This is a genomic window from Borreliella garinii (assembly GCF_001922545.1).
Classification (GTDB): domain Bacteria; phylum Spirochaetota; class Spirochaetia; order Borreliales; family Borreliaceae; genus Borreliella; species Borreliella garinii.
On the sequence record NZ_CP018744.1, the window covers coordinates 209,660 to 234,669 of the forward strand.

General features: G+C 27.8%; 20 protein-coding genes. 10 read left to right on the forward strand and 10 right to left on the reverse strand.

The genetic code is table 11. The annotated features are described in order from the left end of the window. Positions 1–6: 6 nt before the first annotated feature. The 5 genes from secF to groL all read right to left on the reverse strand — a co-directional run bounded on the left by secF (position 7) and on the right by groL (position 5,057). Positions 7–906 (reverse strand): protein translocase subunit SecF, encoded by a 900-nt coding sequence (gene secF / locus BLA33_RS00970; protein WP_004791401.1) that lies wholly within the window; start codon positions 904–906, stop codon positions 7–9. Continuing rightward, positions 890–2,650: a protein translocase subunit SecD gene (gene secD / locus BLA33_RS00975; RefSeq protein ID WP_075226330.1), complete on the reverse strand. Its 1,761-nt coding sequence runs from the start codon at positions 2,648–2,650 to the stop codon at positions 890–892. Before secD ends, secF begins: the two co-directional genes overlap by 17 nt. A gap of 77 nt (positions 2,651–2,727) precedes the next feature. Then, positions 2,728–3,063: a preprotein translocase subunit YajC gene (gene yajC / locus BLA33_RS00980; RefSeq protein WP_004793573.1), complete on the reverse strand. Its 336-nt coding sequence runs from the start codon at positions 3,061–3,063 to the stop codon at positions 2,728–2,730. Continuing rightward, positions 3,056–3,352 (reverse strand): hypothetical protein, encoded by a 297-nt coding sequence (locus BLA33_RS00985; RefSeq protein ID WP_004790822.1) that lies wholly within the window; start codon positions 3,350–3,352, stop codon positions 3,056–3,058. The genes yajC and BLA33_RS00985 overlap by 8 nt, the downstream gene beginning before the upstream one ends. Before the next feature lie 67 nt (positions 3,353–3,419). After that, entirely contained in the window at positions 3,420–5,057 is a 1,638-nt protein-coding gene (gene groL, locus BLA33_RS00990) for a chaperonin GroEL (protein ID WP_004790077.1), read from the reverse strand. Positions 5,058–5,247: 190 nt separating this feature from the next. Between groL and BLA33_RS00995 the strand changes: the two genes are divergently transcribed. The 3 genes from BLA33_RS00995 to BLA33_RS01005 all read left to right on the forward strand — a co-directional run bounded on the left by BLA33_RS00995 (position 5,248) and on the right by BLA33_RS01005 (position 8,545). Continuing rightward, complete coding sequence (locus BLA33_RS00995; protein ID WP_029346419.1) at positions 5,248–6,939, forward strand: hypothetical protein; 1,692 nt, start codon at positions 5,248–5,250, stop codon at positions 6,937–6,939. Positions 6,940–7,040: 101 nt separating this feature from the next. Then, entirely contained in the window at positions 7,041–7,568 is a 528-nt protein-coding gene (gene bosR, locus BLA33_RS01000; protein WP_004791289.1) for an oxidative stress transcriptional regulator BosR, read from the forward strand. Continuing rightward, complete coding sequence (locus BLA33_RS01005) at positions 7,565–8,545, forward strand: alpha/beta hydrolase (protein ID WP_004793560.1); 981 nt, start codon at positions 7,565–7,567, stop codon at positions 8,543–8,545. Before bosR ends, BLA33_RS01005 begins: the two co-directional genes overlap by 4 nt. Before the next feature lie 30 nt (positions 8,546–8,575). Here BLA33_RS01005 and BLA33_RS01010 read toward each other — a convergent pair whose 3' ends face one another. After that, a complete protein-coding gene (locus BLA33_RS01010) occupies positions 8,576–10,120 on the reverse strand; it encodes a maltose/glucose-specific PTS transporter subunit IIC (protein ID WP_029346416.1) in 1,545 nt (514 codons plus the stop codon). 47 nt (positions 10,121–10,167) lie between these two features. Then, the gene (locus BLA33_RS01015; RefSeq protein WP_233436594.1) at positions 10,168–10,833 is read right to left on the reverse strand and encodes an N-acetylmannosamine-6-phosphate 2-epimerase; all 666 of its coding nucleotides are present in this window, start codon (positions 10,831–10,833) and stop codon (positions 10,168–10,170) included. Between the two features lie 195 nt (positions 10,834–11,028). Between BLA33_RS01015 and ylqF the strand changes: the two genes are divergently transcribed. The 5 genes from ylqF (at position 11,029) to BLA33_RS01040 (ending at position 15,658) form a co-directional block, all read left to right on the forward strand. Continuing rightward, entirely contained in the window at positions 11,029–11,868 is an 840-nt protein-coding gene (gene ylqF, locus BLA33_RS01020) for a ribosome biogenesis GTPase YlqF (protein WP_075226331.1), read from the forward strand. Positions 11,869–11,945: 77 nt separating this feature from the next. Further along, positions 11,946–12,989, forward strand: a complete 1,044-nt coding sequence (locus tag BLA33_RS01025; RefSeq protein WP_004791287.1) for an ABC transporter ATP-binding protein — start codon at positions 11,946–11,948, stop codon at positions 12,987–12,989. Between the two features lie 5 nt (positions 12,990–12,994). Then, a complete protein-coding gene (locus BLA33_RS01030) occupies positions 12,995–13,798 on the forward strand; it encodes an ABC transporter permease (RefSeq protein WP_004791098.1) in 804 nt (267 codons plus the stop codon). A 3-nt stretch (positions 13,799–13,801) separates the two neighbouring features. After that, positions 13,802–14,593, forward strand: a complete 792-nt coding sequence (locus BLA33_RS01035; protein WP_032985933.1) for an ABC transporter permease — start codon at positions 13,802–13,804, stop codon at positions 14,591–14,593. 18 nt (positions 14,594–14,611) lie between these two features. Next, on the forward strand, positions 14,612–15,658 hold the full coding sequence (locus BLA33_RS01040; RefSeq protein ID WP_004791349.1) for an ABC transporter substrate-binding protein: 1,047 nt from the start codon (positions 14,612–14,614) through the stop codon (positions 15,656–15,658). Positions 15,659–15,705: 47 nt separating this feature from the next. Here the strand turns inward: BLA33_RS01040 and BLA33_RS01045 are convergent, their stop codons facing one another. The 3 genes from BLA33_RS01045 to zwf form a co-directional block, all read right to left on the reverse strand. Beyond that, positions 15,706–17,061, reverse strand: coding sequence for a Na+/H+ antiporter NhaC family protein (locus BLA33_RS01045; RefSeq protein WP_004791459.1), 1,356 nt, complete (start codon positions 17,059–17,061; stop codon positions 15,706–15,708). A gap of 99 nt (positions 17,062–17,160) precedes the next feature. Then, positions 17,161–18,504: a Na+/H+ antiporter NhaC family protein gene (locus BLA33_RS01050; RefSeq protein WP_075226332.1), complete on the reverse strand. Its 1,344-nt coding sequence runs from the start codon at positions 18,502–18,504 to the stop codon at positions 17,161–17,163. Positions 18,505–18,765: 261 nt separating this feature from the next. Next, positions 18,766–20,202: a glucose-6-phosphate dehydrogenase gene (gene zwf / locus BLA33_RS01055; protein WP_029346414.1), complete on the reverse strand. Its 1,437-nt coding sequence runs from the start codon at positions 20,200–20,202 to the stop codon at positions 18,766–18,768. Positions 20,203–20,316: 114 nt separating this feature from the next. Here zwf and BLA33_RS01060 point away from each other — a divergent pair, with 114 nt between their 5' ends. Continuing rightward, entirely contained in the window at positions 20,317–21,762 is a 1,446-nt protein-coding gene (locus BLA33_RS01060) for a nicotinate phosphoribosyltransferase (RefSeq protein WP_075226333.1), read from the forward strand. Between the two features lie 3 nt (positions 21,763–21,765). Next, positions 21,766–25,005: an exodeoxyribonuclease V subunit gamma gene (locus BLA33_RS01065; RefSeq protein WP_075226334.1), complete on the forward strand. Its 3,240-nt coding sequence runs from the start codon at positions 21,766–21,768 to the stop codon at positions 25,003–25,005. Positions 25,006–25,010 lie beyond the last annotated feature (5 nt).

Below are 25,010 nucleotides of genomic sequence, written 5' to 3' on the forward strand. Positions count from 1 at the left end.
TAAGATCTACTTTATCTTTTTATAAAGATTTAAAAGTATTGGAGACGCTATGAATACAGAAGAATAAGTTCCAACAATTACACCTACCATAAATACCAAAGAAAAATCTTTTATAGACCCTTCAGTAAACACATAAATAGAAAATACTGCAACAAATGTTGTAACTGACGTCAAAACAGTTCTTGATAAAGTTTGACTAATGCTTATATTTAATACATTTAAAAATGTGTTATCGGTTAATCGCCTAACATTATCTCTAATTCTATCGAAAATAATTATTGTGTCGTTTAAAGAATATCCAATAATAGTTAGTATTGCCACAATAATATAACTATTGATCTCTATTCTAAATACCCCTAAAAAAGCAGCTATAAAAAATATATCATGAAATGTTGCAAGTATGGAAGCAATAGCATAACTTAGTTTAAATCTTAAAGTTATATAAATCAAAATCAGAGTAAATGTTCCTAATACCAAAAGTATAGACTTAATTCTCAAAGTAGAAGAAAAGCTTGAATCAATAAAATAAGAATCCAAAACTTCAATATTAGCATTAAATGTTTTTTTAAGTTCATCCATTATTGTTTTTTGAACTTCTGTTTTAAAAGCATAATCAATAATATCTGACTTTACCATAATAGAGAATTCGCTTTTATTCTCATTTGGTGAAAAAATGCTATTGACATCTAAAGCTTTATAAATCGGAGAGAATATTCTTTTAATTTCATTTTCTTTGATATCTGATTTTTCTATAGAAAGATTAATATTAACTCTAGGAGAAAAATCTATTCCCCAATTGTATCCACCATGATAAAAAAAGGTATAAATAAGTCCAATAAAAGTTAAAATAACACTAACAATTAAAAAATTGCTTCCATACTTTGAAAAATTAATTACTCTTTGCATATTTTGAACTCCAAGATATACTTATAAATTTGCTTTTTCTAGCAGATATGATAAATTCCAAAATAAATCTTGAAAAAATCAAACTACTAAAAAGGGAAGCCACAATTCCAACAGAAAGAGACCATGCAAAACCTTGAATAACTCCTGTCCCAAGAAGAGTTAAAAAAAGCACTGCAATAAATGTCGTTATATTTGCATCCATAATGGATAAAAAGGCTTTTTTAAAACCATCTTCAAATGCATTTTCAAATTTTCTGCCTCCTCTAATTTCTTCTTTAATTCTTTCATAAATAACTATATTTATGTCCACAGCCATACCCATTGTCAAAATAAGACCTGCAATACTTGTTAAAGTTAAAGTAAAATTAAAGGCAGACAATATTGCTAAAATTAAAAATACATTATAAATAACAAGTGAAAATCCAGCTACAACACCACTTAAACCATAATAAACACACATAAATAAAAAAACTAGACAAAGAGCGAGCGCAGAGGCTTTAATACCAAGATCAACAGTCTTAGCACCAAGAGTAGGCCCTATTATTCTCAAATCATCTATTTTAATATCAACCGGAAAGGCTGCGGTTTTAAACACTAAGGCAAGATCTAAGGCCTCTTTTTTATCAAAAGAATCGCCTTGGATTGAAACATTACCTCCAGTAATAGCGTACCCAATTCCTGCTACAGACTTAATTTTACCTTCCATAACAACGGCCAAAGACTTTCCAACATTTTTTTGAGTAAATTTAAAAAATTTCTCACTCCCATCAACATCAAGATTAAAAGCAACAATATCTCGGCCTGTTCTAGGGTCATTAGAAACCCCGGCATCTTTAATATGAGCACCATCAAATGAATTTTCGGGACTTGCATCAACTACATAATAACGAACTGATGACTCATCATCCACTCCATAAGAATCTTTAACATACCAAGGAAAAATTTGCTTACTATCAGAAAGGTTCATATTTTTCTGAATTTCGGAAATAGAAAAAAGAGAGCCCGCTTCTAATATTTTTTTATGTAAAAGAGATGTAAGTTCGTCATCAACCACATAAAAAGTTAAATTGCCTTTCCCACTCAAAAGAGTGCTTACCCTACTCTCATCTTTTTCTCCAGGAATATCTAAGAAAATTTTATTTCCTCCAGCTTCTCTTGCAATTTTAGGCTCTGTAAGCCCAAACCTATCTACCCTATCCTTAAGAATTTGCATTATGCGGTAAATAGCATCTTCTTTCTCAGCAAAGGTCAAAGAACGACCTAATTTTTTTTCAACACTTGAATAATCAAGAGAAATGGTAACACTCATCCCTCCAGACAAATCAAGTCCAAGATGTATTATTCTGCTTTTACTCTTTTTTATGTTCTCATAATGTCTATAAATCTCTAAACTTACTTCTCCCATATCCGAATCGGTCAAAAATCCTTCACGCAAAGATTTAGCAGTAAAAAAATTAGGCGGAATTTTCATTGAAGACTTATAATTATTTTTTGCTATCGGAATCAAATAAGAAAGATTAGACGGAATACTGCTATTGGGATCTTTATGATACAGCTCCCTAAGCTTAACAAGATCATCCAAAGCTTTTTTCTTTGAGTAATCCCTTAAAGCCTCTTGTGAATATGAGCTTATTTTTTTATCCTCAATGCTCATTAAAAAATACCACTTTAAAGTCGGGAATATTAAAAGACATGCAAAAAGCGTTACCAACAATATCAATATGAGCTTAGATCCTTTTTTCATTATACAAATCCTTAAAATTTTTAATAAATACCATTATTAGCTAACAGTTTTAATTTTACCTTAAATTATATAATACCTTATAACACCTTTTTAACTTCATTTTTTTCAGACAAAACTTTATCAATAGAGTTTTTTACAAATACTGCTTCGATATTTGGATTTAATTCTAAAATAACATCCGTATCACCTAGTTTTTTTACAACCCCAAAAATTCCACCTATTGTTAATACCTTATCGCCTTTTTTTAGATTTTTTATCATTTCTTTTTTATTCTTTTCTTCCTTGCGCTGCGGAGATATTACTAAAAACCAAAATATAGCAATAACAGGCAAAAAAACTAATAAACTTCGGAAAAAGCTGCTATTGCTGCTAAATTCTTGCAATAAAAACACAAAACCCCCCTTACTATACATATGTCACTTTTATCTTATTAATATCATCAGGATAAACTACCCCAAATAAAAGCTTAAATTCGTCTTTTTTGGTATAATTAGAATTACTTATTTTATTATACTCTTCAATTAAATAATTAATAAGAGCATCATCATTTCTATAAAGAGCTTTGCTAAAGGCACTTCTATAAAGACCAAGTTCAAAAAGTTCCTTAACGCTTTTACCTTTATTTTCCCTTAAAAGATGCCTATCTACTATTGCTTTTGAACAATCATAGCCTATACAAAAAACAAATTCATCCTCACTCAAAACAAATTCCTTTGAATAATAAAATATTCCACCGGCAAAAACAAAAGTTCACCGGTGAAACTTTAATTTACATCATTCCCATTCCTGGGTCCATAGGATAACCACCTCCACCAGAAGTATTTTTCTCTTCTTTAATATCGGTGATTGCACATTCTGTTGTTAATAAAAGCCCAGCAATTGAAGCAGCATTTTGAAGCGCACTTCTTGTAACCTTAGCAGGATCAATTATTCCACTCTCAATCATATTTACCCACTTAAAGCTGGAAGCATCAAACCCAAGTCCCTTTTTCTCAGTTTTAATTTGATGGATGTAAATAGATCCTTCAAAACCAGCATTTGAAATAATCTGTCTCATTGGCTCTTCAAGACTTCTTTTTACAATCTCAAAACCTTGCTTTTCCTCATAGCTTAATTTGCTTGTATCTATTGTATCCAAATACATGGCAACTTCAATAAGAGTTGATCCGCCACCAGGCACAACACCCTCTTCAACAGCAGCACGAGTTGCAGAAAGAGCATCTTCAACTCTATGTTTTTTTTCCTTAAGCTCTACTTCAGTAACAGCTCCAACATTAATAACCGCAACTCCGCCAACAAGCTTTGCAAGACGTTCTTGAAGTTTTTCTTTATCATATTCAGATGTTGAATCTTCAATTTGTTTTTTAATAAGCTCTGAACGCTCTTTTATTTGTTCTTTATTGCCGGTATTAATAATAGTAGTATTGTCCTTATCAACCTTAATAGTTTTAGCCTGTCCAAGTTGCTCAATTTCAACTGTCTCAAGAGTAAGACCTAGCTCCTCACTGATTAAAACACCACCGGTAAGCACTGCAATATCCTCAAGCATTGCTTTTCGTCTATCACCAAAACCAGGCGATTTAATTGCACAAACTTTCAAGGCTCCTCTAACGCTGTTTAAAACAAGAGCAGCAAGAGCATCCCCTTCGATGTCCTCAGCAATAATTAATAAAGGTTTATTTGTTCCCAAAACTTTCTCAAGAACTGGTAAAAGCTCTTTAATAGAACTAATTTTTTTCTCATATATTAATATAAAAGCATCATCAAAGCTAACGCTCATATTCTCTTTGTTGGTGGAAAAATAAGGAGAGAGATATCCTCTGTCAAATTGCATACCCTCAACATAAGAAATCGTAGTATCAAAAGTTTTTGACTCTTCAACTGTTATAACCCCATCTTTTCCAACTTTATCCATTGCCTCAGCAATTTTTTCACCTATATAACTGTCATTATTAGCAGAAATTGAAGCTACTTGTGCAATCTCTTCTTTTGTTGTAATCTTCTTTGCAGACTGACGAATTTTCTCAGCAGCTAAACTTACAGCGTGATCTATTCCCTTTTTTATTCCAATAGGATTAATTCCTGAAGACACATTCTTAAGGCCTTCTCTTGCAATAGCATAAGCAAGAACAGTAGCGGTTGTTGTTCCATCGCCGGCAACATCATTTGTTTTAATAGCAACTTCCTTTAAAAGCTGCGCTCCCATATTTTCAAACGGATTTTCAAGCTCAATCTCGCGAGCAACACTAACCCCATCTTTTGTAACCGTTGGAGAACCGAACTTTTTATCAATAAGAACATTTCTCCCTTTTGGCCCAAGAGTTACTTTTACAGCATTGGATAATTTTTCAACGCCACTAAGTAAGCTTTTTCTAGCATCTTCATTAAAATATATGTCTTTAGCCATAAAAATTTTACCCCTTTTTATACATAAAATAATTTATATTTAACAATATAAGATTAACATAAACTTAATACATTCGCTATAGAGTATTACTTCTGTATATCAAAAAATACAAAATATACAAAGCCAGCACAAATTTTTATTATATAATATAAACATTGACTGATCTTTATATCATAAAGACAAAGAATTTATGTTTAGAAAACTAAAAAAATCAAAAACTTATATTATTATTATTTCAATAACTAAATTTTCAGAGAATAACCTGTTATCAATAATATCAAATATAAAATATTTAATTGAGCACAAACAGCTAGCTTACAAAATACATTGGACATTCCCAATATACTTTTTTGAAATCCTAAGAGAACATGAGGAATTAAATAAATGGCTATTTGAAAGATTTAAAACCAATAAAGATATATATATGCCAGGAACTTACAGTGGAAGTCCTCATGAATACATGCTACACGATGAAATACATTTAGATTTGTATTGGGCACTAAAAAATCCATTTAGAAGTGGATACAAAGATATATTTCAAAATACACCTATTATGCTTTATATATACAACATAGAAAAGTTTAGAAAAAAAGTGACCGAGCTTTACAGAAAGCTTAATTTCAATTATACAGAGGGAATAAGGCAGAGTAAAAATAATAAAACTTACTTAATTTTTTATAAAAATAACTGTCAATATTTATATGAAGTCCAAAAAATAGATTCTCCAAAAAGCAATGTAGAAACTCTTATTTATTTTTATGAAATCAAAGAAAGTTATGATAATCAAGAATTAAAAAATTTTTTACTTTATTTAAAAGCCTTGGCCTTGGAAAATAATTTGCACAGCATCAAAATACAAAATCTAGAAGGATCTAAACTTACTGCCGAACTACTAGAAATTCCAAAATTTAACTCCCTTAAAGAGCAAGAGCCAATAATAAATTTTCAAAACAAAAGGCTTAAAGATTATCAAATCAATGAAAAAAGCTTAAGAGAATTTTTAATAAATAAACAACAAGAAGAAATTGTTAAAGATTTAGAATCCATTGCGCCTAAGAATTTGGAATACAATATGGAAGGAAATTTCACACTATCTCACGATCAATACAATATCAAATTCGAAAATGGAAAGTTAAATAAAATAAAATTTAAAGATAAAAAAGTTGAATTTTTAAACACATCTAGAACCTACTTAAAAGTTTTATCAAAAAAAGAATTAATAAGAGAAGCATCTATTGAAAGCTCATTTTCCTTCTCAAATGAAAAAATTTTAGGAATAAAACAATATTTAGCTTTTAACTCTGCCACAAAATCAACAATTGATTTTTTTATAGATGAGACTATCCCTAGCTTCTTTTTATCAATTAAAATAAAATGGCCTTCCAAAATCAATCTGGATAAAAAAACATTAAAAAAATGCAATCCTGATTATCTTCTTGAATATTCAGCCCTTGAAATACCTGTTTTTGAAATTGCAAAAGGCACTAATTTAAAAATAACAGCAAAATACAGCGATCTTGATACTTATGAAAAAATAATAATCACTAAAAACAATCCCAAAGGGTACATTAATGGTACAGAATTTTTGATATCTAAAGGAAATGATAAAAATAGTAATTTTTTTATAAGCTTTTTAAATGTTGAAAAACAAATCATTCATACAATTAATTATAAAATTGAAAAAATAAATTCTAAAAAATGGTTAATTTTAAACATAGGAGGTTCCTATAACACAGTCAAGATTCAAGATGTAATAAATTATTCTCAAACGCTAAATTTAATGATACTACCATTAAATAATAATTTTGATAACAAAATAAAACTGAATTCAAAAATAAAAAATTTAATTTTTTATACTAATATAAAAAAATATGAAAAATAAATAAATAATAAGTAGTAAAATATTAATAACTGGGTATAAAATTATCTTAAGTAGAACATAAAAGTATTTAATCTTTAATTTAAACAAAAAGGTATAATAACATGAGCGATAACATAATAGACGTCCATTCTACATTGGAAAAAGTCGGCATTACAAATGATCCTGTATTATTGAAAAATTTAACATCAGAATTGGGAATTAAAGCATCTCATTCGAGAAACAGAATCATTCTCTACATAGCATCAAACCCAAAAGAATATTTTACGGCAAAAGAAGTTTACAATAAACTTGTAAAAGAAATTCCAAGCCTATCAAAAGCAACAGTATATAATACATTAAACATTTTAAAAGAAAGAAATATACTAAAAGATATAAAAACTACTGATCAAAAAGAAACAAAATTTTATCTAAGCTTGGCTTCCACAATAGCTCACTTTAAATGTAATAAATGCAATCAAGTCCATCCTATTCAACTTGACGATATTAAAGATATTTTGAAAGACAAACTTGGGGAAAACTGGGAAACAAAATCTATTGAAATAATTTACTCAGGGCATTGCAATAATTGTTACAAAAAAGATATTCATAATAACAACAACATCTTAGATAATAAGGAAATCACTGTATGAATATAAAGAATATCATTTTTATAATTACATTCTTATTACTCTTAATACTAGTTAGTCCAAGAATAAAATTCAAAAATGAATTTTCAAAAAAAACAATTCCCAAAAACCTCAAAGAAATTGATAATTACTTATTAAAAGAAGAATTACAATTTAATTTAGAAAAAAATACAAAAAAAGAAATAATATGGTATAAAGAGGCGCAAAAAACAAAATATTCTGTAGTCTATATTCATGGATTTGGAGCATCAAAAAATGAAATTTATCCGGTTCCAAATAATATTGCAAAAGCGCTTAATGCAAATATCTTTTTTACAAGATTAAAAGGACACGGAATTAACAATAAAAATGCATTTCGGGGGATCACTACCCAAGATTGGCTGAGAGATATTGATGAGGCTATTAAAATTGGAAAAATGATAGGTGATAAATTAATATTAATTGGCACCTCTAATGGAGGTGCTGCCAGTATTTGGGCCTTAGCAAACTATCCAGATGAAATAAACTCAGCAGTATTAATTTCACCCAATATATTCCCTTATGACAAGAGAACAAATATTGTTTACTATCCCTGGGGACGACAAATTGCATATCTTATAACAGGTGGTTACAATAAATTCGAAACAAAAGAGGATAAACGAAAAGAGTATAAGACTATAAAAAGCTACTCTTCAAAAGTGCAACATGTAGACGCAATTATTGCGATGATGGGCCTTGTCAAATTATTAAATTCATATGATTTTGATGCAATTAAAACACCTTTAATAATAACCCACACACCTAATGATCATACAGTGGACCCAATAAAAATAAACGAATTCATAAAAAATTATGGAGGTGAAAAAAAAGATATTCCCATTATACTTCTTGAAAATTCACACGCACACCTACCGATTGGAAACCAAAGCTACAAAAGCGCCCAAAACACATCGTACTTCACAAAATATGCAGTTGACTTTATAAACAAGACAAATAAGTAATAGCCTTAAGGCTATTACTTATTAAAAAGATCAATCCTCTAGCAATTCTTCTATTTCATTCTTAAGAACACTAACACCTGGCCCGTAAACCACCTGAACTCCATTGCCTTTAATAATTATTCCTTTAGAGCCAGTTTTTTTTAAAATTTTTTCAGAAACTTTAAGAGCATCTCTTACTGTAATTCTTAACCTAGTTGCACAACAATCAAGCTCAACAATATTTGAAGCGCCACCAAGCCCAATAATAACCTTAGTGGCATAACTTTCTTCAAATTCACTACTCTTAGGATTTGGAGAATCTCCAGAATTTAAATCTTGCGTTCTACCAGGAGTTTTAAAATCAAACTTGTTTATTAAAAATACAAAAGCAAAGTAATAAAGGAAAAACCAAACAATGCCTACAACTGGCACTAAAAGCCAATTAGTTCTTGAATTTCCCTGCAAAATACCAAAAAGAATGAAATCAATAAACCCTCCAGAAAACGTTTGGCCTATTGTTATTTGCAGAATATGCGCCAGCATGAAAGCAAACCCATCAAATGTAGCATGAACAACATAAAGAATAGGAGCTACAAAAAGAAAAGAAAATTCAAGGGGTTCTGTTATGCCTGTTAAAAATGATGTTAAGGCTGAAGACATTAAAAGACCAAAAACTTTTATTCTCTCGTCACGCTTTGCAGTGTAATATAGCGCAAGCGCAGCTCCAGGCAAACCAAACATCATAGTAATAAATCGTCCACTCATAAAACGACTAGTTCCAATAAAAAATCTATTTGTGCCTTGAACAGCAAGTTCTGCAAAAAAGATGTTCTGAGTTCCCTCAATCAACTTTCCATCAATAATAACAGATCCTCCAAGGCCTGTTGTCCAAAATGGCAAATAAAATATATGATGAAGACCAAAAGGTCCAAGCATCCTTAAAAAAATTCCATAAATAAGTGTTCCAATATAACCGGTTGAATCAACTAAGCCTCCTACTTTATTAATTCCATTTTGTGCAAATGGCCAAAAAATAAACATAATTACAGCAAGAAAAATACTAGAAAAAGAAACAACAATTGGCACAAATCTAGATCCCGAAAAAAATCCAAGAAACTTAGGTAAAGTTATCTTGTTAAACTTAGAATGAAGATAATAGGTCAAAATACCAACTACAATTCCACCAAAAACTCCTGTTTCTAAAGTTTTAATTCCAAGAATCAAACCCACAGCACCACTAGAGAAAGACTCTGCTTTGCCTGACATGTCAATTAAAACTCCAATAGTAGCATTCATTACAAGATAACCAATAAATGCTGCAATTCCAGCTGTACCTTTATCTGAATTGGCAAGTCCAACAGCAATCCCAATAGAAAATATTGCTGCTAAATTTGAAAAAATAATAGAACCTGATGCACTCATTATCTTAAAAACTGATTGCAAAAAAGATATATCCAAAAAAGAATATATCTTAACGGTTTCCGGATTAGAAAGAGAGCCTCCAATTCCTAAAAGCAACCCTGCTGCTGGCAAAATAGCAATGGGAAGCATAAAAGAACGTCCAAATTTTTGAGCTCGTTCAAAAACCTTTGCCATAAAAACCTCCTAAAATAAACAATAAATTAACTCTTTAATGCTTAAAATTATCTTTTAACCTGATTTATTTTTTCTACAAATTTTCTGGTAATCTCAACGGGTCTTGTAATAGCTCCCCCCACAACTACTAAATCAACCCCCATTTCAAAACATTTTTGAGCCTTTAAGGGGGTATCTATTTTTCCTTCCACTATTAAAGTAGCTTTCAAATTAGAATTAATCAGGGTTTTTAAAAAATTAAAATCATTATCTGCAATATCCAAACCATTAGTACTCTTTGTATAGCCATACAAAGTTGTTCCAATAAAATCAAACCCTAATTTATCAGCATTAATAGCTTCATCTAAAGAAGAAATATCTGCCATTAAACACTGCTTTGGATATTTTTTTTTAATATTTTTAAAAAAATCATCAAGCAATACACCATTAGGTCTATTTCTAAAAGTGGCATCAAGAGCAATTATATCTACTCCTTCATTACAAAGCTCATCAATCTCTTTCATGGTAGGAGTAATAAACACCTCGCAATTATCATAATTTTTTTTAATAATACCTATTATTGGCAAATCAACTTCCAATTTAATCTGGCTAATATCATTAACTCCGTTAGCTCTTATTCCAATAGCTCCGCCTATTTTAGCTGCCAAAGCCATCTTAGACATAATAAAGCTGCTATGTAAAGGCTCGTTTTCAAGAGCTTGACAAGATACTATTAACCCTCTTTTGATTTTTGCAATAATAATAAAACCTCCTATAAAATATATTTTTTAAAAAAAATATAAAAACTCAAATACAGATTATATTTTTTCTTTAAAAAAAACAATTCTTTTAAAAGAAATTAACATAAATTAAAAAGATAAAAAGAAAAATAATTTATTATTCAATATGCATTAAGCTATAATTTAAACATGATAAATAAAATCAACTGGTTTCCTGGCCATATGAAAAGAGCCTTGGATCTGATAAAGAATAATTTACAAAAAACCAATATTGTGCTAGAAATACTTGATGCTAGAGCTCCATTTAGTAGCAAAAATCCATTAACTGAAAAAATTATTAAAAATCAAACCAAAATAATTCTTTTACACAAATCTGATATTGCTCAAATAACTGAAATTATAAAATGGAAAAAATATTTTGAAAATCTTGGCAATACTGTAATAATAAGCAATATTTACAAAAAAGGAATGCGTAAGCAAATAATAGATAATATTAAAAAACTGGCAATTGTTAAAAAGATAAAAAACTATAAAGAAAAAATAAAGGTTTTGATTATTGGAGTCCCAAATGTTGGAAAATCTTCAATAATAAATCTATTATCCGGCAAAAAAAGCGCAAAAGTTGCCAATAGACCTGGATATACTAAAAATATACAAATAGTAAAAATAAATGAAGAAATAAATCTTTTTGATATGCCAGGGATTTTGTGGCATAATCTAGCAGACCAATCAATTGCAAAAAAACTTGCAATATTAGATATGATCAAAAATGAAATAGTAGACAATATAGATCTTGCATTATATTTACTTGAAATAATGGATCAAAACAATAAAAATATTTTACTAAAAAAATATGAAATATATCATAAAAATTCACTTGATATTCTTCAAAATTTTGCAAAAGCAAGAAAATTAATCCATAAAAAAAATGAGCTTAACCTTGAAAAAGCATCAAAAATATTAATTAAAGAATTTAGAGAAGGTAAATTTGGGAAAATAATTCTTGACAAGAATTATAATGTCTTTTAAAAAAGGCATTTACATAAATAATAATATTAAGTATAATCTTGATCTGTATTAATACAGCCATAGGAGGTTAGAATTAGTTGGATAATTGTATCCTAGAGATTAGAAATCTAAGTCATTATTATGATAACAATGGAAACAAAACTTTAGATAACATAAATTTAAAAATTAAAAAAAATGAGTTTATTACATTATTAGGCCCATCCGGATGTGGAAAAACAACATTAATAAAAATATTAGGTGGTTTTTTAAGTCAAAAAAATGGAGAAATTTATTTCTTTTCTAAGGAAATATCTAAAACCAGTCCAAATAAAAGAGAAATTAATACTGTATTTCAAAATTATGCACTTTTCCCGCATATGAATGTTTTTGATAATATTTCATTTGGACTTAGAATGAAAAAAACACCAAAAGATATAATAAAAGAAAAAGTAAAAACATCTCTTTCATTGATAGGAATGCCAAAATATGCATACAGAAATATTAACGAACTATCAGGGGGGCAAAAACAAAGAGTTGCAATAGCAAGAGCAATGGTAATGGAGCCCAAGCTTCTGCTACTAGATGAACCACTTTCTGCCCTTGATTTAAAAATGCGACAAGAGATGCAAAAAGAATTAAAAAAAATACAGCGCCAACTTGGAATCACATTTATATATGTTACTCACGATCAAGAAGAAGCATTGACAATGAGTGATAGAATTGTTGTAATGAATGAAGGAATAATTCTGCAAGTAGGAACACCTGAAGAAATTTACAATGAGCCTAAAACAAAATTCGTAGCTGATTTTATTGGAGAAAGTAATATTTTTGATGGAACATATAAAAAGGAGCTAGTTGTAAGTTTGCTCGGCTATGAATTTGAATGCCTTGACAAAGGATTTGAAGCTGAAGAAGCAGTTGACCTTGTAATACGCCCCGAAGATATAAAACTGCTTCCAAAAGGAAAAGGACATTTAAGCGGCATTATAACATCTGCAATTTTTCAAGGAGTTCATTACGAAATGACTCTAGAAATTCAAAAAACAAATTGGATAGTTCAAAGCACAAGACTTACAAAAGTTGGAGAAGAGGTTGACATATTCTTAGAACCCGATGATATTCATGTTATGCACAAGGAATAATGGTTTTGAAAAAATTGATATTAATCATATACTCTATATTCCTGTTAACATTTAGTATTCTGCCTTTACTAATAATAATCGTACTGGGATTTTTAAATGAAAAGCATGAATTTACAATCTATAATTTTATTGGGCTTTTAAACCCAAGCTATCTTAGTATCTTTTCAAGGAGCTTGAAACTAGCAACAATAGCAACAATTTTCTGCATTTTAATAGGCTATCCTGGCGCCTGGCTAATTTCATTATCAAAAAAAAGTGCTCAAAATAAATTAATAATAATGATAATACTTCCCATGTGGATAAACACATTGCTTAGAACTTATGCCTGGATGAGAATACTTGGAAAAAATGGATTCATCAACAACTTATTTGAAAAGATCGGAATTGGTGCTTTGGATCTTCTTTACAATGAACAAGCTGTTACAATAGGCATGGTATACAATTTTTTGCCTTTCATGATCTTGCCAATATATACAGGATTTTTAAAAATCAAGTCAGAATACATTGAAGCAGCACAAGATCTTGGAGCAAGAATGTGGCAAATATTAATTTATGTAAAAATACCCTTAACGCTCTCCTACCTTGCAACAGGAATAATCATGGTATTTATTCCTTCAATCACGGTATTCATAATTTCAGACTTATTGGGAGGCTCTAAACAAATTTTGATAGGAAATCTAATAAGCAAACAGTTTCTTTTCATAGAAGACTGGAATACAGGAGCTGCAATTTCATTTATTTTAATGTTAGTAATATTAATTTTTAATTTAATAATAATAAAATTAATGCGAAAAAATAATGGAGAGTAAAATATGTTTAGAGCTTTTAAAAACATTTTCCTATTTCTAATACTCAGCTTTATTTACCTCCCAATAATAATCTTAATAATTTATTCCTTTAACTCTGGTGATAGTGGATTTATATGGCAAGGATTTAGTCTAAAATGGTATAAAGAAATTTTTGCCTCAAGTCAAATAAAATCAGCAATATTTAACACCATTTTAATAGCTACAATCTCATCTTTAACCTCTGTTATTATTGGAATTATTGGTGCTTACGCAATCTACAAAGCAGAAAACAAAAAATTAAAAACAATATTATTATCAGCAAATAAAATAACAATAATTAATCCAGACATAGTAACAGGAATAAGCTTAATGACATTTTATTCTGCAATAAAAATGCAATTAGGATTTTCTACAATGCTAATATCACACATAATTTTTTCAACGCCTTACGTAGTAATAATAATTTTGCCCAAATTATATTCTCTTCCTAACAATATTATTGATGCTGCAAGAGACCTTGGAGCATCAGAAATTCAGATATTCTTCAATATAATTTATCCAGAAATTGTAGGAAATATAGCAACTGGAGCTCTTATTGCCTTCACATTATCAATAGATGATTTTTTGATATCATTTTTCACTACTGGACAAGGATTTAATAATTTAGCTATTCTAATAAATTCTCTAACAAAAAGGGGTATCAAGCCAATAATAAATGCTATTTCTGCTATATTATTTTTTACAATATTGAGCCTTTTGTTTGTTATTAATAAATTTATAGGAATTAAAAAATTAACAACAGATGCTGAGCTTTAAAATAAAAAAGGAGTACTTATGAAAAAAATGTTTATATTAATAGCAATTCTTACAACTTTTACTTGCACCAAAAAAGACATAATAACCTTAAACGTATTTAATTGGGCAGAATATATTGACGAGACTTTATTAGATCAATTTGAAAAGGAAAATAATATAAAAATTAATTATGAAATCTTTCATAACAATGAAGAAATGATAGCTAAATTTAACACCACAAATAACTACTACGATATAATAGTCCCATCAGAATATTTAATCCAAGAATTAATCGATGAAGGCAAAATTACAAAATTAGATTACTCAAAATTACCAAATGTAGTAAAAAATATTTCTCAAAATCTCACAAACCTAGAACATGATCCTGGCAATTTTTATTCAGTGCCAGCTTACTGGGGATTAATGGGAATACTTTACAATAAAACCAAAATAGATTTAAATGACATGCAAGGTTTTGATATACTATTTAATGAAAAATATAAAAAAGAGATTACAATGCTAGATTCCCCTAAAGACAATATTGGGGTTGCTCTAAAAAAACTTGGATACTCAATAAATGAAAATAATATAGATAAAATCAAAGAAGCAGGTGAACTTTTAAAAATCCAAAATCCACTATTAATCGGATATTTCTCAGATGTACCCGCAAAATCATTAATGCTAAACGGAGAAGCATCTATTCAGCTTACATGGAGCGGTGAAGCACAAAACGCCATGCTAAAAGATAAAAACTTAGACTTTTATGCACCAAAAAACACTAATCTATGGATAGATGCATTTGTAATTCCTATTGATGCTCCAAATAAAAACTTGGCTTACAAATTTATAAACTTTCTATACGAAAATGAACCATCTTATAAAAATTTTAAAGAAACTAGATATAATTCTCCAAATAAAAATGTAATAAAAAGAATAGAAGAAGAAGCAAAAAATAATCCCGAAATGAAATTATATTTAGAAGAAAAATTTCTACCAAAAGATTTTTCCAAATTTGAAATTTTTAAAAAAATACCTAAAAAAATAAAAGAAGAAATCCTAAAAATATATTTAAATCTATCTTCTTAAATATTTAAATGCAAAAACAATCTTAAAAGCTTTCATTTTAAAAGCTTTTAAGATTTTTGGCTATTATCTAAAAAAGATCTAAATACTAATCTTATATCAAGTCCAATTATAGACAAAGCAATCAATAAAACTAAAAATCCTTGATAAATTAAAAATGGGAAAATGTCAAAAGGAGAAAGCTTGCCTTTTGTAAAATCTACAAGAGCTATAACATGCATACTATGGGGTAAAATACTTAAAAAAAAGCACGAAGACATACAAAGTAAAGCTGCAATACGTTTTGAATTTAAATTATTCTCTTGAGTTATTGATCTTACAACAGAACCACTCATTAAAATAGCAAGTCCATTATTTGCAAGAAACACTGTTAAAATGCCAACCAAAAACACAATTACAAATTCCGAAGTTCTTTTAGACTTTGACATTTTTTGCAATTTTAACAGTAACCAATCAAACCCCCCATACTTAATTGCCATATAAGAAATTCCGCCTGTAAAAACAACAAGAATAAACATTTCTCCTAAGCCTAAAAATCCTTCATTGATTTTTTTAGCCAGCAATAAAAAAGTAACATCTGAGTAATAAATTCCAATAATACCAGCAACAAAAATCCCTAAAAACAAGGCTAAAAATACATTAAAGCCTGAAATTGCAACAGCCATAACAAAAACATATGGAACAATTTTAAAAAAATTTATATCACTAGGCTCAATAATAAAACTAGCAGTCTTACTATAATAAGAACCTAAAAATGCAAAAACAATGCTTGCTAAAATTGCTGCTGGAAACGTATAAAAAGCTCCATTTTTAAAAACATCAACAATATTAACCTTTTGAGTATGACTTGAAATAATAGGAGTATCTGATATTAAAGACATATTGTCTCCAAATGCACCAGCACTAAGAATAGCGCCAGCAACCAATGGAAGAGAAATATTTACCTTGTCTGCAAGTTCCAAAGCAATAGGCGCAACAGCAACAATAGTCCCCATAAAACTTCCAGTAGAAAAAGACAAAAAAAGAGTAATTAAAAAAATGCCACATACTAGTAAATTTAATGGAACATATTTAAGGCCAATATTTACTACAGCCTCAACACTTCCTATTTCTTTGCAAACAGCAGAAAAAGCACCGGATAACATAAATATTAAAGATATAAAAATAACATCTTGCTGGGCACACCCTTCAATAAATTTATTCATTTTTGCTAAAAAAGATCCTCTAAAAACAATAAATGTCAAAACAATAGCAATAAACATAGCAAATATGGGGGGCATTTGATAAAATGCCCTTTCTACACCATTAAAATAAAGAACAAGTCCTGTACCAATATAAATCCCTATAAAAAGAAAAAAAGGCGTAAGTCCCCAAAAATTTGGAACTATATTAGTTTCTCTTTCCAATTTTAAACCTCCTAAATCATATAGCACAATTAAAAGCAATTTATTCTAAATAAAACAAATAAAAATTGAACAATACAAATCTTAAAATTTTCAAAATTTTTATTTTTTTAAAAAATATAAAAAAACTTTTTTTATATCAATTCCCAAAATAGATAAAATAACAAAAAACAATAAAAATCCAAAATAAATTAAAAATGGTAAAACGCTAATTGGCGATACAAGCCCATTTGAAAAGCCTACTAGAATAATCATTTGAGCACCATAAGGAATAATGCCCTGAAAAATACAAGAGAACATATCTAAAATAGAAGCACTTCTTTGAAAGCTAATATTATTTTCAAAAGCTATCTTTTTTGCTACTTTACCGCAAATAAGTATGGCAATTGTGTTATTAGCAAGAAACATATCAACTATTGAAACAAAAGCCCCAATAGAAAATTCAGCTGAACTTTTCCCTCTAATTAAAGATTTCAATTTAATAAACAACCATTTAAAGCCTCCATTATGAATAACAGTAAAAGACACTCCCCCTGTTAAAATTGAGAGAAAAATTAAATCTGCCATATTTAAAAACCCTTTATTAATGTTTTTCATTACATCCAAAAGGTGTAAATTCTCATAAAAAACACTAATAAGGCATATAAAAAAAATTCCCCAAAAAAGAACTAAAAAAACATTCATCCCAGCCAAAGAAAAAAATATAATTATTAAATAAGGCACAGTTTTTACCAAATCTATTGAACCTTCATGTAAAAAGTTTGTAGTATTAAGCAAATTTTCAGAAAGAAAGAAAAAAGAAAAAAAAGTTAGTATAGCAGATGGAAAAGCATAAAAACTACTGCTAATAAAAACATCTAAGATATTACTGCCTTGAGTTCGACTAGAAACAATAGTTGTATCTGATATTAAAGAAAGATTATCTCCAAACATAGCCCCACACATTACAGATGCTGCTATTAAATTTGGATTAATATTGCTTTTAACAGCAATATTAAAAGCAATAGGAGCAATTGCAACAATAGATCCAACAGAAGTACCAGCAGAAAAAGAGAGAAAGCAAGTTATAAAAAATATACCAGAAACAATCCAATTAGGATTAATATACTTAATCCCTAAATTTGCTACAGTTTCAACACAGCCTATTTCTTTGCAAAGAAAAGAGAAAGCCCCCGAAAGCATAAAAATAAGACACATTAGTATAATGTCATACTGAGCAGCTCCTTTAATAAATATGTGAATTTTGTCAGAAAATTTTCCTTTAAAAGCTAAAAAACAAACAATAGAAGCAAAAAACATTGCAACACTGGCCGGTAGTTGATAAAAGGCCATTTCTACCCCAATAACCCCCAAATAAATCCCTGTGCCTAAATACATAATAATAAAAACAAAAAAAGGAACGAGTCCAAAAAAATTTGGCTGACCTCTTACTTCAATATTTTCCATATATATACATCCTTTAAATATAAGCACTGTTTTTAAAAAAAGATTGCTTATATTTTTTAAATAATAACGCAAATTATTAATCACTGCATAAATTTACAATCAATTCAAGAACAAAAATTCCCAATTTTCTTAAAATATCTAAAAAGAAATAAAAATTTGATGCCTTTAAATTACAAATAAAGTAAGCGTTAAAAATAAACAAGAATAAATGATATAAAAATTTTTATCTCATTTATCTTTTAAAATTAAGAAACTGAAAAATTAAATTTTACGCCAAAAATGATCTTTTTCTAAAATAGAATCTATTTCTTTTGGTCCTTCAGATCCATAAAAATAATTAAAAATTTCAATATCTTCCCATTTATTTGCAATATCTGAAACGAATTCCCAAGAACTTTCAATCTCATCACTTGTTGCGTACAAAGTGCCATCTCCTAAGAAAGCATCTAACAATAAACGCTCATAAGCCTCATCAAACAATCTTTTAAATGTCCCGTAATATGAAAATTCCATATTAGCAGTTTGAATTTCATAATTATATCCAGGCTTCTTGGTATTGAATTTAATTTCAATTCCATCTCTTGGTTGAATCCTAAATATTAAGGCATTAGAAAAATCAACAGAGCTATTGTTAAAAAGAGTAAAGCTTGGTTTTTTAAATTGAATATATATTTCTGAAAATTTTCTAGCAAGACCTTTGCCGGTTCTAAGATAAAAAGGAACACCAGACCAGCGCCAATTATTAATAAACACTTTCATAGCTAAATAAGTCTCAGTATTTGAATTCCCCAAAGATTCTGTTTCATCTTTATAGCCTTTTTTAAAAACCCCTTGAACTTGTGAACCTATATATTGTCCCTTAACAATACAATTCTTAATATCCTCTTTGTTAATTTTCCTCAAACTTTTTAAAACTTTTACTTTCTCATCATGAATAAACTCAGAATCAAATTTAATAGGAGACTCCATTGCAACAAGACTTAACAATTGTAAAATATGGTTTTGAACCATATCCTTCAAAGCACCAACAGAATCATAATACTCAGCCCTTCCATCAAGGCCTAATTCTTCTGCAACCGTAATCTGAACAAAATCTACATAACGATTATTCCAAATATTTTCAAAAATAGAATTGCCGAATCTAAATGTAAAAATATTTTGAACTGTCTCTTTACCTAAATAGTGATCTATTCTATAAATTTGATCTTCTCTAAAAGCAGAGTAAAGTAAACTATTTAATTTTTTTGCTGTCTCAAGACTAGAACCAAAAGGCTTTTCAAGAACTATTTTTGATAAAGTCAATCTTTCACTTACAAAATGTTTTTTTAAATTATTAATTATTGGGCCATAAAATGTAGGAGACGTCGAAAGATAATATATTGTTTCTCTACTTTTATCTAAAAATTTAAATAGTTTTATATAAGGCTCATTTTCATTAAAATCACCAAATACATAAATAAAGAAATTTAAAAAAATTTCAATCAAAGAATCGGTCTCTTCCTGCCATAAAGAATCTTTAATATACAATCTAAATTCTTTATCTGTAAAAATTTTACGAGAAAAACCAATAATCCTAAAATTACTAATACATTTTTTTTTAAACAAGTTAAAAAGTGAAGGAATAAGTTTTTTCCTAGACAAATTCCCAGTAACTCCAAAAATTACAATATCAAAATTAGAAACACTTTTTTCTTTCATACAATTAGCCCAATCTGGTCAATTTATTACATATAAAAACACATTCATAAACATTAGCAAATAAAAATTAAATATCATTTTTTTTACAAACAAAACTAGTATATAATAAGGAGAATGAAAAATCTATCACTATTCACAGATTTTTATGAAATTTCAATGATGAATGCTTATTTTACAAAAGGTATTAACCCTAAAGCAAAATTTGAGGTTTTTTTTAGAAAAACACCGTTTAAAAATGGCTATATTGTTTTAGCTGGAATGAATACATTAATTAATGAATTAAAAAATATTTGTTTCAATGAAAATCAACTTAAATATTTAAAAAGCTTGAATATATTGGATAAGCAATTTTTAAACTTTCTCAGAGAATTTAAACTAAACATAAAAATAAGCTCAATAGAAGAAGGTCGCCTAGTCTTCCCCTATACCCCAGTAGCTGTGATTGAAGGGCATCTAATAGAATTACTATTAATAGAAGGACTAGTTTTAAATATAATAAACTTTGAAAGTTTAATAGCAACAAAAACCGCCAGAATAAAAGAATCTGGTGCAAAAATTTTAGCAGAACTTGGATTAAGAAGAGCACAAGGAATAAATGGCGCACTCTCTGCTAGCAAAGCCGCCTACATAGGGGGAGCAGACTTTACAAGTAATATGCTTGCTGGGTATAAATACAATATACCAGTCATAGGAACAATGGCCCATAGCTGGGTAATGAGTTTTGAAAGCGAAGAACAAGCATTTAGAGAATATGCAAAGACATATCCAAACAAAGTAAGTTTACTAATTGATACTTATGACACGCTTAATAGTGGATTAAAAAATGCCATTAAGATATTTAAGGAGCTAAAACAAGGGGAAAAAAATAATTTTTCAATAAGAATTGACAGTGGAGATCTTGAATATTTAAGCAAAGAGGCAAGAAAAGAATTAAACCGAAATGGATTAAATCACGTAAAAATTATTGCATCTAATGAGCTTGACGAAAATATTATCATGTACTTAAATTCAATAAATGCTCCAATTGATATTTGGGGCGTTGGAACAAATCTAGTTACAGCAAAAGGAGATCCAAATCTTTCAGGGGTATATAAAATGATCTCTATAGAAAAAAATGGAAAATTTATACCAAAAATGAAAATATCAAATAACATAGAAAAATCAACATTACCTGACCAAAAAGAAGTTGCAAGAATCTATTTAAATGGTCAAATGATCTTTGATTTTATATTTTTAAAAGAAGAAAAAGATAAAATCAAAGATCATCTAAACTTAAGAAAAGAATTTACCATTTTTCATCCAATACAAGAGAATGTTTTCAAAATTATCAAACAATATGACGATTTTGAATTTTTAATTCACACTGTCTTAGAAAATGGAAAACTGTGCAAAGGCTATGAATCTAGTTTAAACAACATTAGAAATAAAACGAAGCTTGACTTAGGTAAGCTTGAACATACTTACAGAAGAATAATTAATCCCCATATATATAAAGTGAGTATAAGTAAAAACTTAAGAAAGTTAAGAAACAAACTCATAAAAGATAATAAAAGTAATTAATCTGTGAATATATATAAAACTAATAAAGTAAATAAAATTTATAATAAAATCAAAGAATTAACTCAAAAAGACAATATTTTTAAAAAAGAAACACTCATCATAGTAAAAAATGATCTTTTAAAAGAAGAAATTAAAAAAACCATAGCAAGGCTAAATGAGATTTCTTATAATCTAAATATTAAAAAAAATGCTGTAAAAAACATATATGAAATTTCTTTAAAAAATCCCAATATAAAAAAATACATAGAAAAGAACACTTTTTCATTTTATTTGGAAACAGAAAAATTCATTTTATATAACATATTAAAAACTGAAAAACTAAAATACATAAAAGATTTCAAATCAGCAAAGAATAGGTACTTTTTTGCATCAAAAATAATAGATTTATTCCACCATTATTACTCAAAATTTTCAAAATTAATTGAAACCTGGGAAGACGATGGATTTTTATTCCAAGAAGAAAATTTAAAACCCTACGAGAATATGCAAAAAGAACTATTCAAAAAGCTCTTTGAAAAGCAAAAAAATATTTTAAACTTACATAAAAAAATAATTCAGGAAAAACCAACAAAAAATATAGAAATTGAAATTAAAAAAATAATATTTATTGGCAATAATAGAGAGATTGAAAAAAAAATTCTTAACTCTTTAGAAAAAATTTTTGATTTTGAAGTGCATGTATTAATTTTTGAAGATTTTCTCAACTATAAATCTACTCTTATTGAAGAATTATTGTTAACAAAAGCAAAAACCAATCCAATAAAATATAAGGCTTTAGAAAAAGTAGATATTGAATTATTCAAAGGTGAAAATTTTTTAACAAGCATTAAAAATAACATTATAAAAGGAACTCCGCTTTCAAAATTAGACGATAGCTTTAAAATAATAGAAGCTAAAAATCAAAAACGTGAAGTAGAAATTTTAGTCAATCAAATTGTACACTCAATGCAAAAAAATAACCTAAAATTAAGCGAAATAGCAATAACTTCTTTGCAAGAAAGCTTTAATGAATATTTGCCATATATAGAAGAGTGCCTAAATAAATATGAGATTGAATATAGTGTTCTATCTTATAATAATTTGTCAAAAGGAGAAAGTATAATAGCCTTAAAAAGGCTAATGGATCTTTTTATATCAAAAAACGAAAAAATTAGCAATTTCAGCAGAAAAGAAGTATTCAATCTGCTAAGTAATAATAAAGTAATGAAGAAATTTAACATATCAACATCTGAATTAAACTATTTAATAGAATTTAGCGATGCAATGAACATTAGTTTTGGTGCAAACAGCACTCACAAAGAAAATTTAAAATATGATCAAAACTTTTTAAACTCATGGGAAGACGGATTTAATCGATTTTTAATGTCTGAAATATTTGACGAAAAATACGAAGATGAAACTCCAAAAGAAAGCATAAGATTTCAAGATCAAGAATCAATAATAAAACTTATAACAATAGTAAAAAGTTTGTACGAAGATATAAACTATTTTAAAAATAAAACATATAAAGTATATGAATGGGCAGAAATAATAGAAATTTTTATTCAAAAATATATTGATCTTGAAGAATTTAATATAACTGATGAATATTTAAGAAATAAAATAAAATCCTTTAAAAATTTCCCCAAAGATTTTAATGACAATCTTTACAAAAACTATTTAAAAGAAATTAATGAAATAAAAATTGAATTTTATCTTTTTAAGATTATGCTTGAAGAAAGTCTTGAAAAAGAAAAATATGGAATAATGTATAAAAAAAATGGAATACTAATTGCCAATTACAAAGAAATAGAATATCTTCAAAAAAAAGAAATTCATTTTTTGGGATTTCAAAAATTCAACTCCAAGATAAATTATGATAATATGAATTTATTAAATGAATACTATGAATATAATAACACTGAAAAAGAGGCAATCACAGCTCTTTTTAATTTAATTTTTGCAACATCAGAAAAATTTTACCTTTACTGCTCATTTCAAAACAATCTAAACCCAGAGCTTAATATATCAAAAACAATAAATAAAATACTTGAACACATACAAAAATATGAAAAAAATTTTCAAATAGAAAAGCATCCAAATGAAAACCATGATCTAGCATACTTTAAAGATGTAAAAGAAAATTATTTAATAAACTATGATTTAGAGGCCTTTAATATCGCAAAAATACTACAAAATTCTAAACCAATTAAGTTTAAGCAAAATAAAATTCAACTAGAAGGTCCAATTAAGTTAAATTTATACGAATTAAAAAGCGCCCTTTCTAATCCTTATAAACATTTTTATGAAAAAACTTTAAACGTTAAAATACAAGACATAAGATTAGAAAATGAAATAAAAGAAAAACAAGAAGAACAAATTTTCAGTGCTATCGATATTATTTACAGACTTATAAAAAATTCAATACTACTGCATGAATACATAATGGGGAAAAAAGATAATGAAAATAAAGCAATAGAAATTATTAAAAACCAGATTAGATATGAAATACAACAAGGAAGTATTCCTTTCAACATAGATCAAAAAACGCTTGTGAATAATATCTTTACAAAAATAAATAAATTAAAATATAATGCTGCTGAAACCCTTAAAAACCTTTCAATAATGAAAGAAGCCAAAATTAAATTTTGTCAAACAATAAAACTAAATTTTCAAAAAAAATATATAGAATTTGAATTAAAAAAAGATATTGAGAATCTATATAAAATCGAAAACGATTATTTTTATTTAAATTTTGTAAAAAAAGACTATTGCAGTATTCCGGATAAAATAAAAAATGAAATAGATTTATATATAACAGGATTGCTAATAAAAAAAGAAATACAAAATTTCAATTCATTAACAGAAATAAAAATTAATCTTGAAAGCTTATCTGCTAAAACAACTATTTTGTATCACAACGAAGAAATAATAATTGATGACATTGAAAATATACTTATGCAATTTGCATACATATCAAGCTATCCAACTCCAATTTACCAAAGCTCGATAATTAAAATTTTAACAAAAATAAATCAAAATAATTTTTCAAATTGCTTTAAGAATCTCATAAAAATGCAAATAAAAAACCCTTCCAAAGCCTATTTCACAAGCAAATCACACGAGAGATTCTTAAAAACTAGCGAAATAACACTATGTGATTACTATAACAGATTTAAAGACACTCATGATTTAAAGCTAGACAAAAATTTACTAATATTGATAGAAAAATTTTATATTAAATTCGCAAGGACAAAAAATTAAAATTC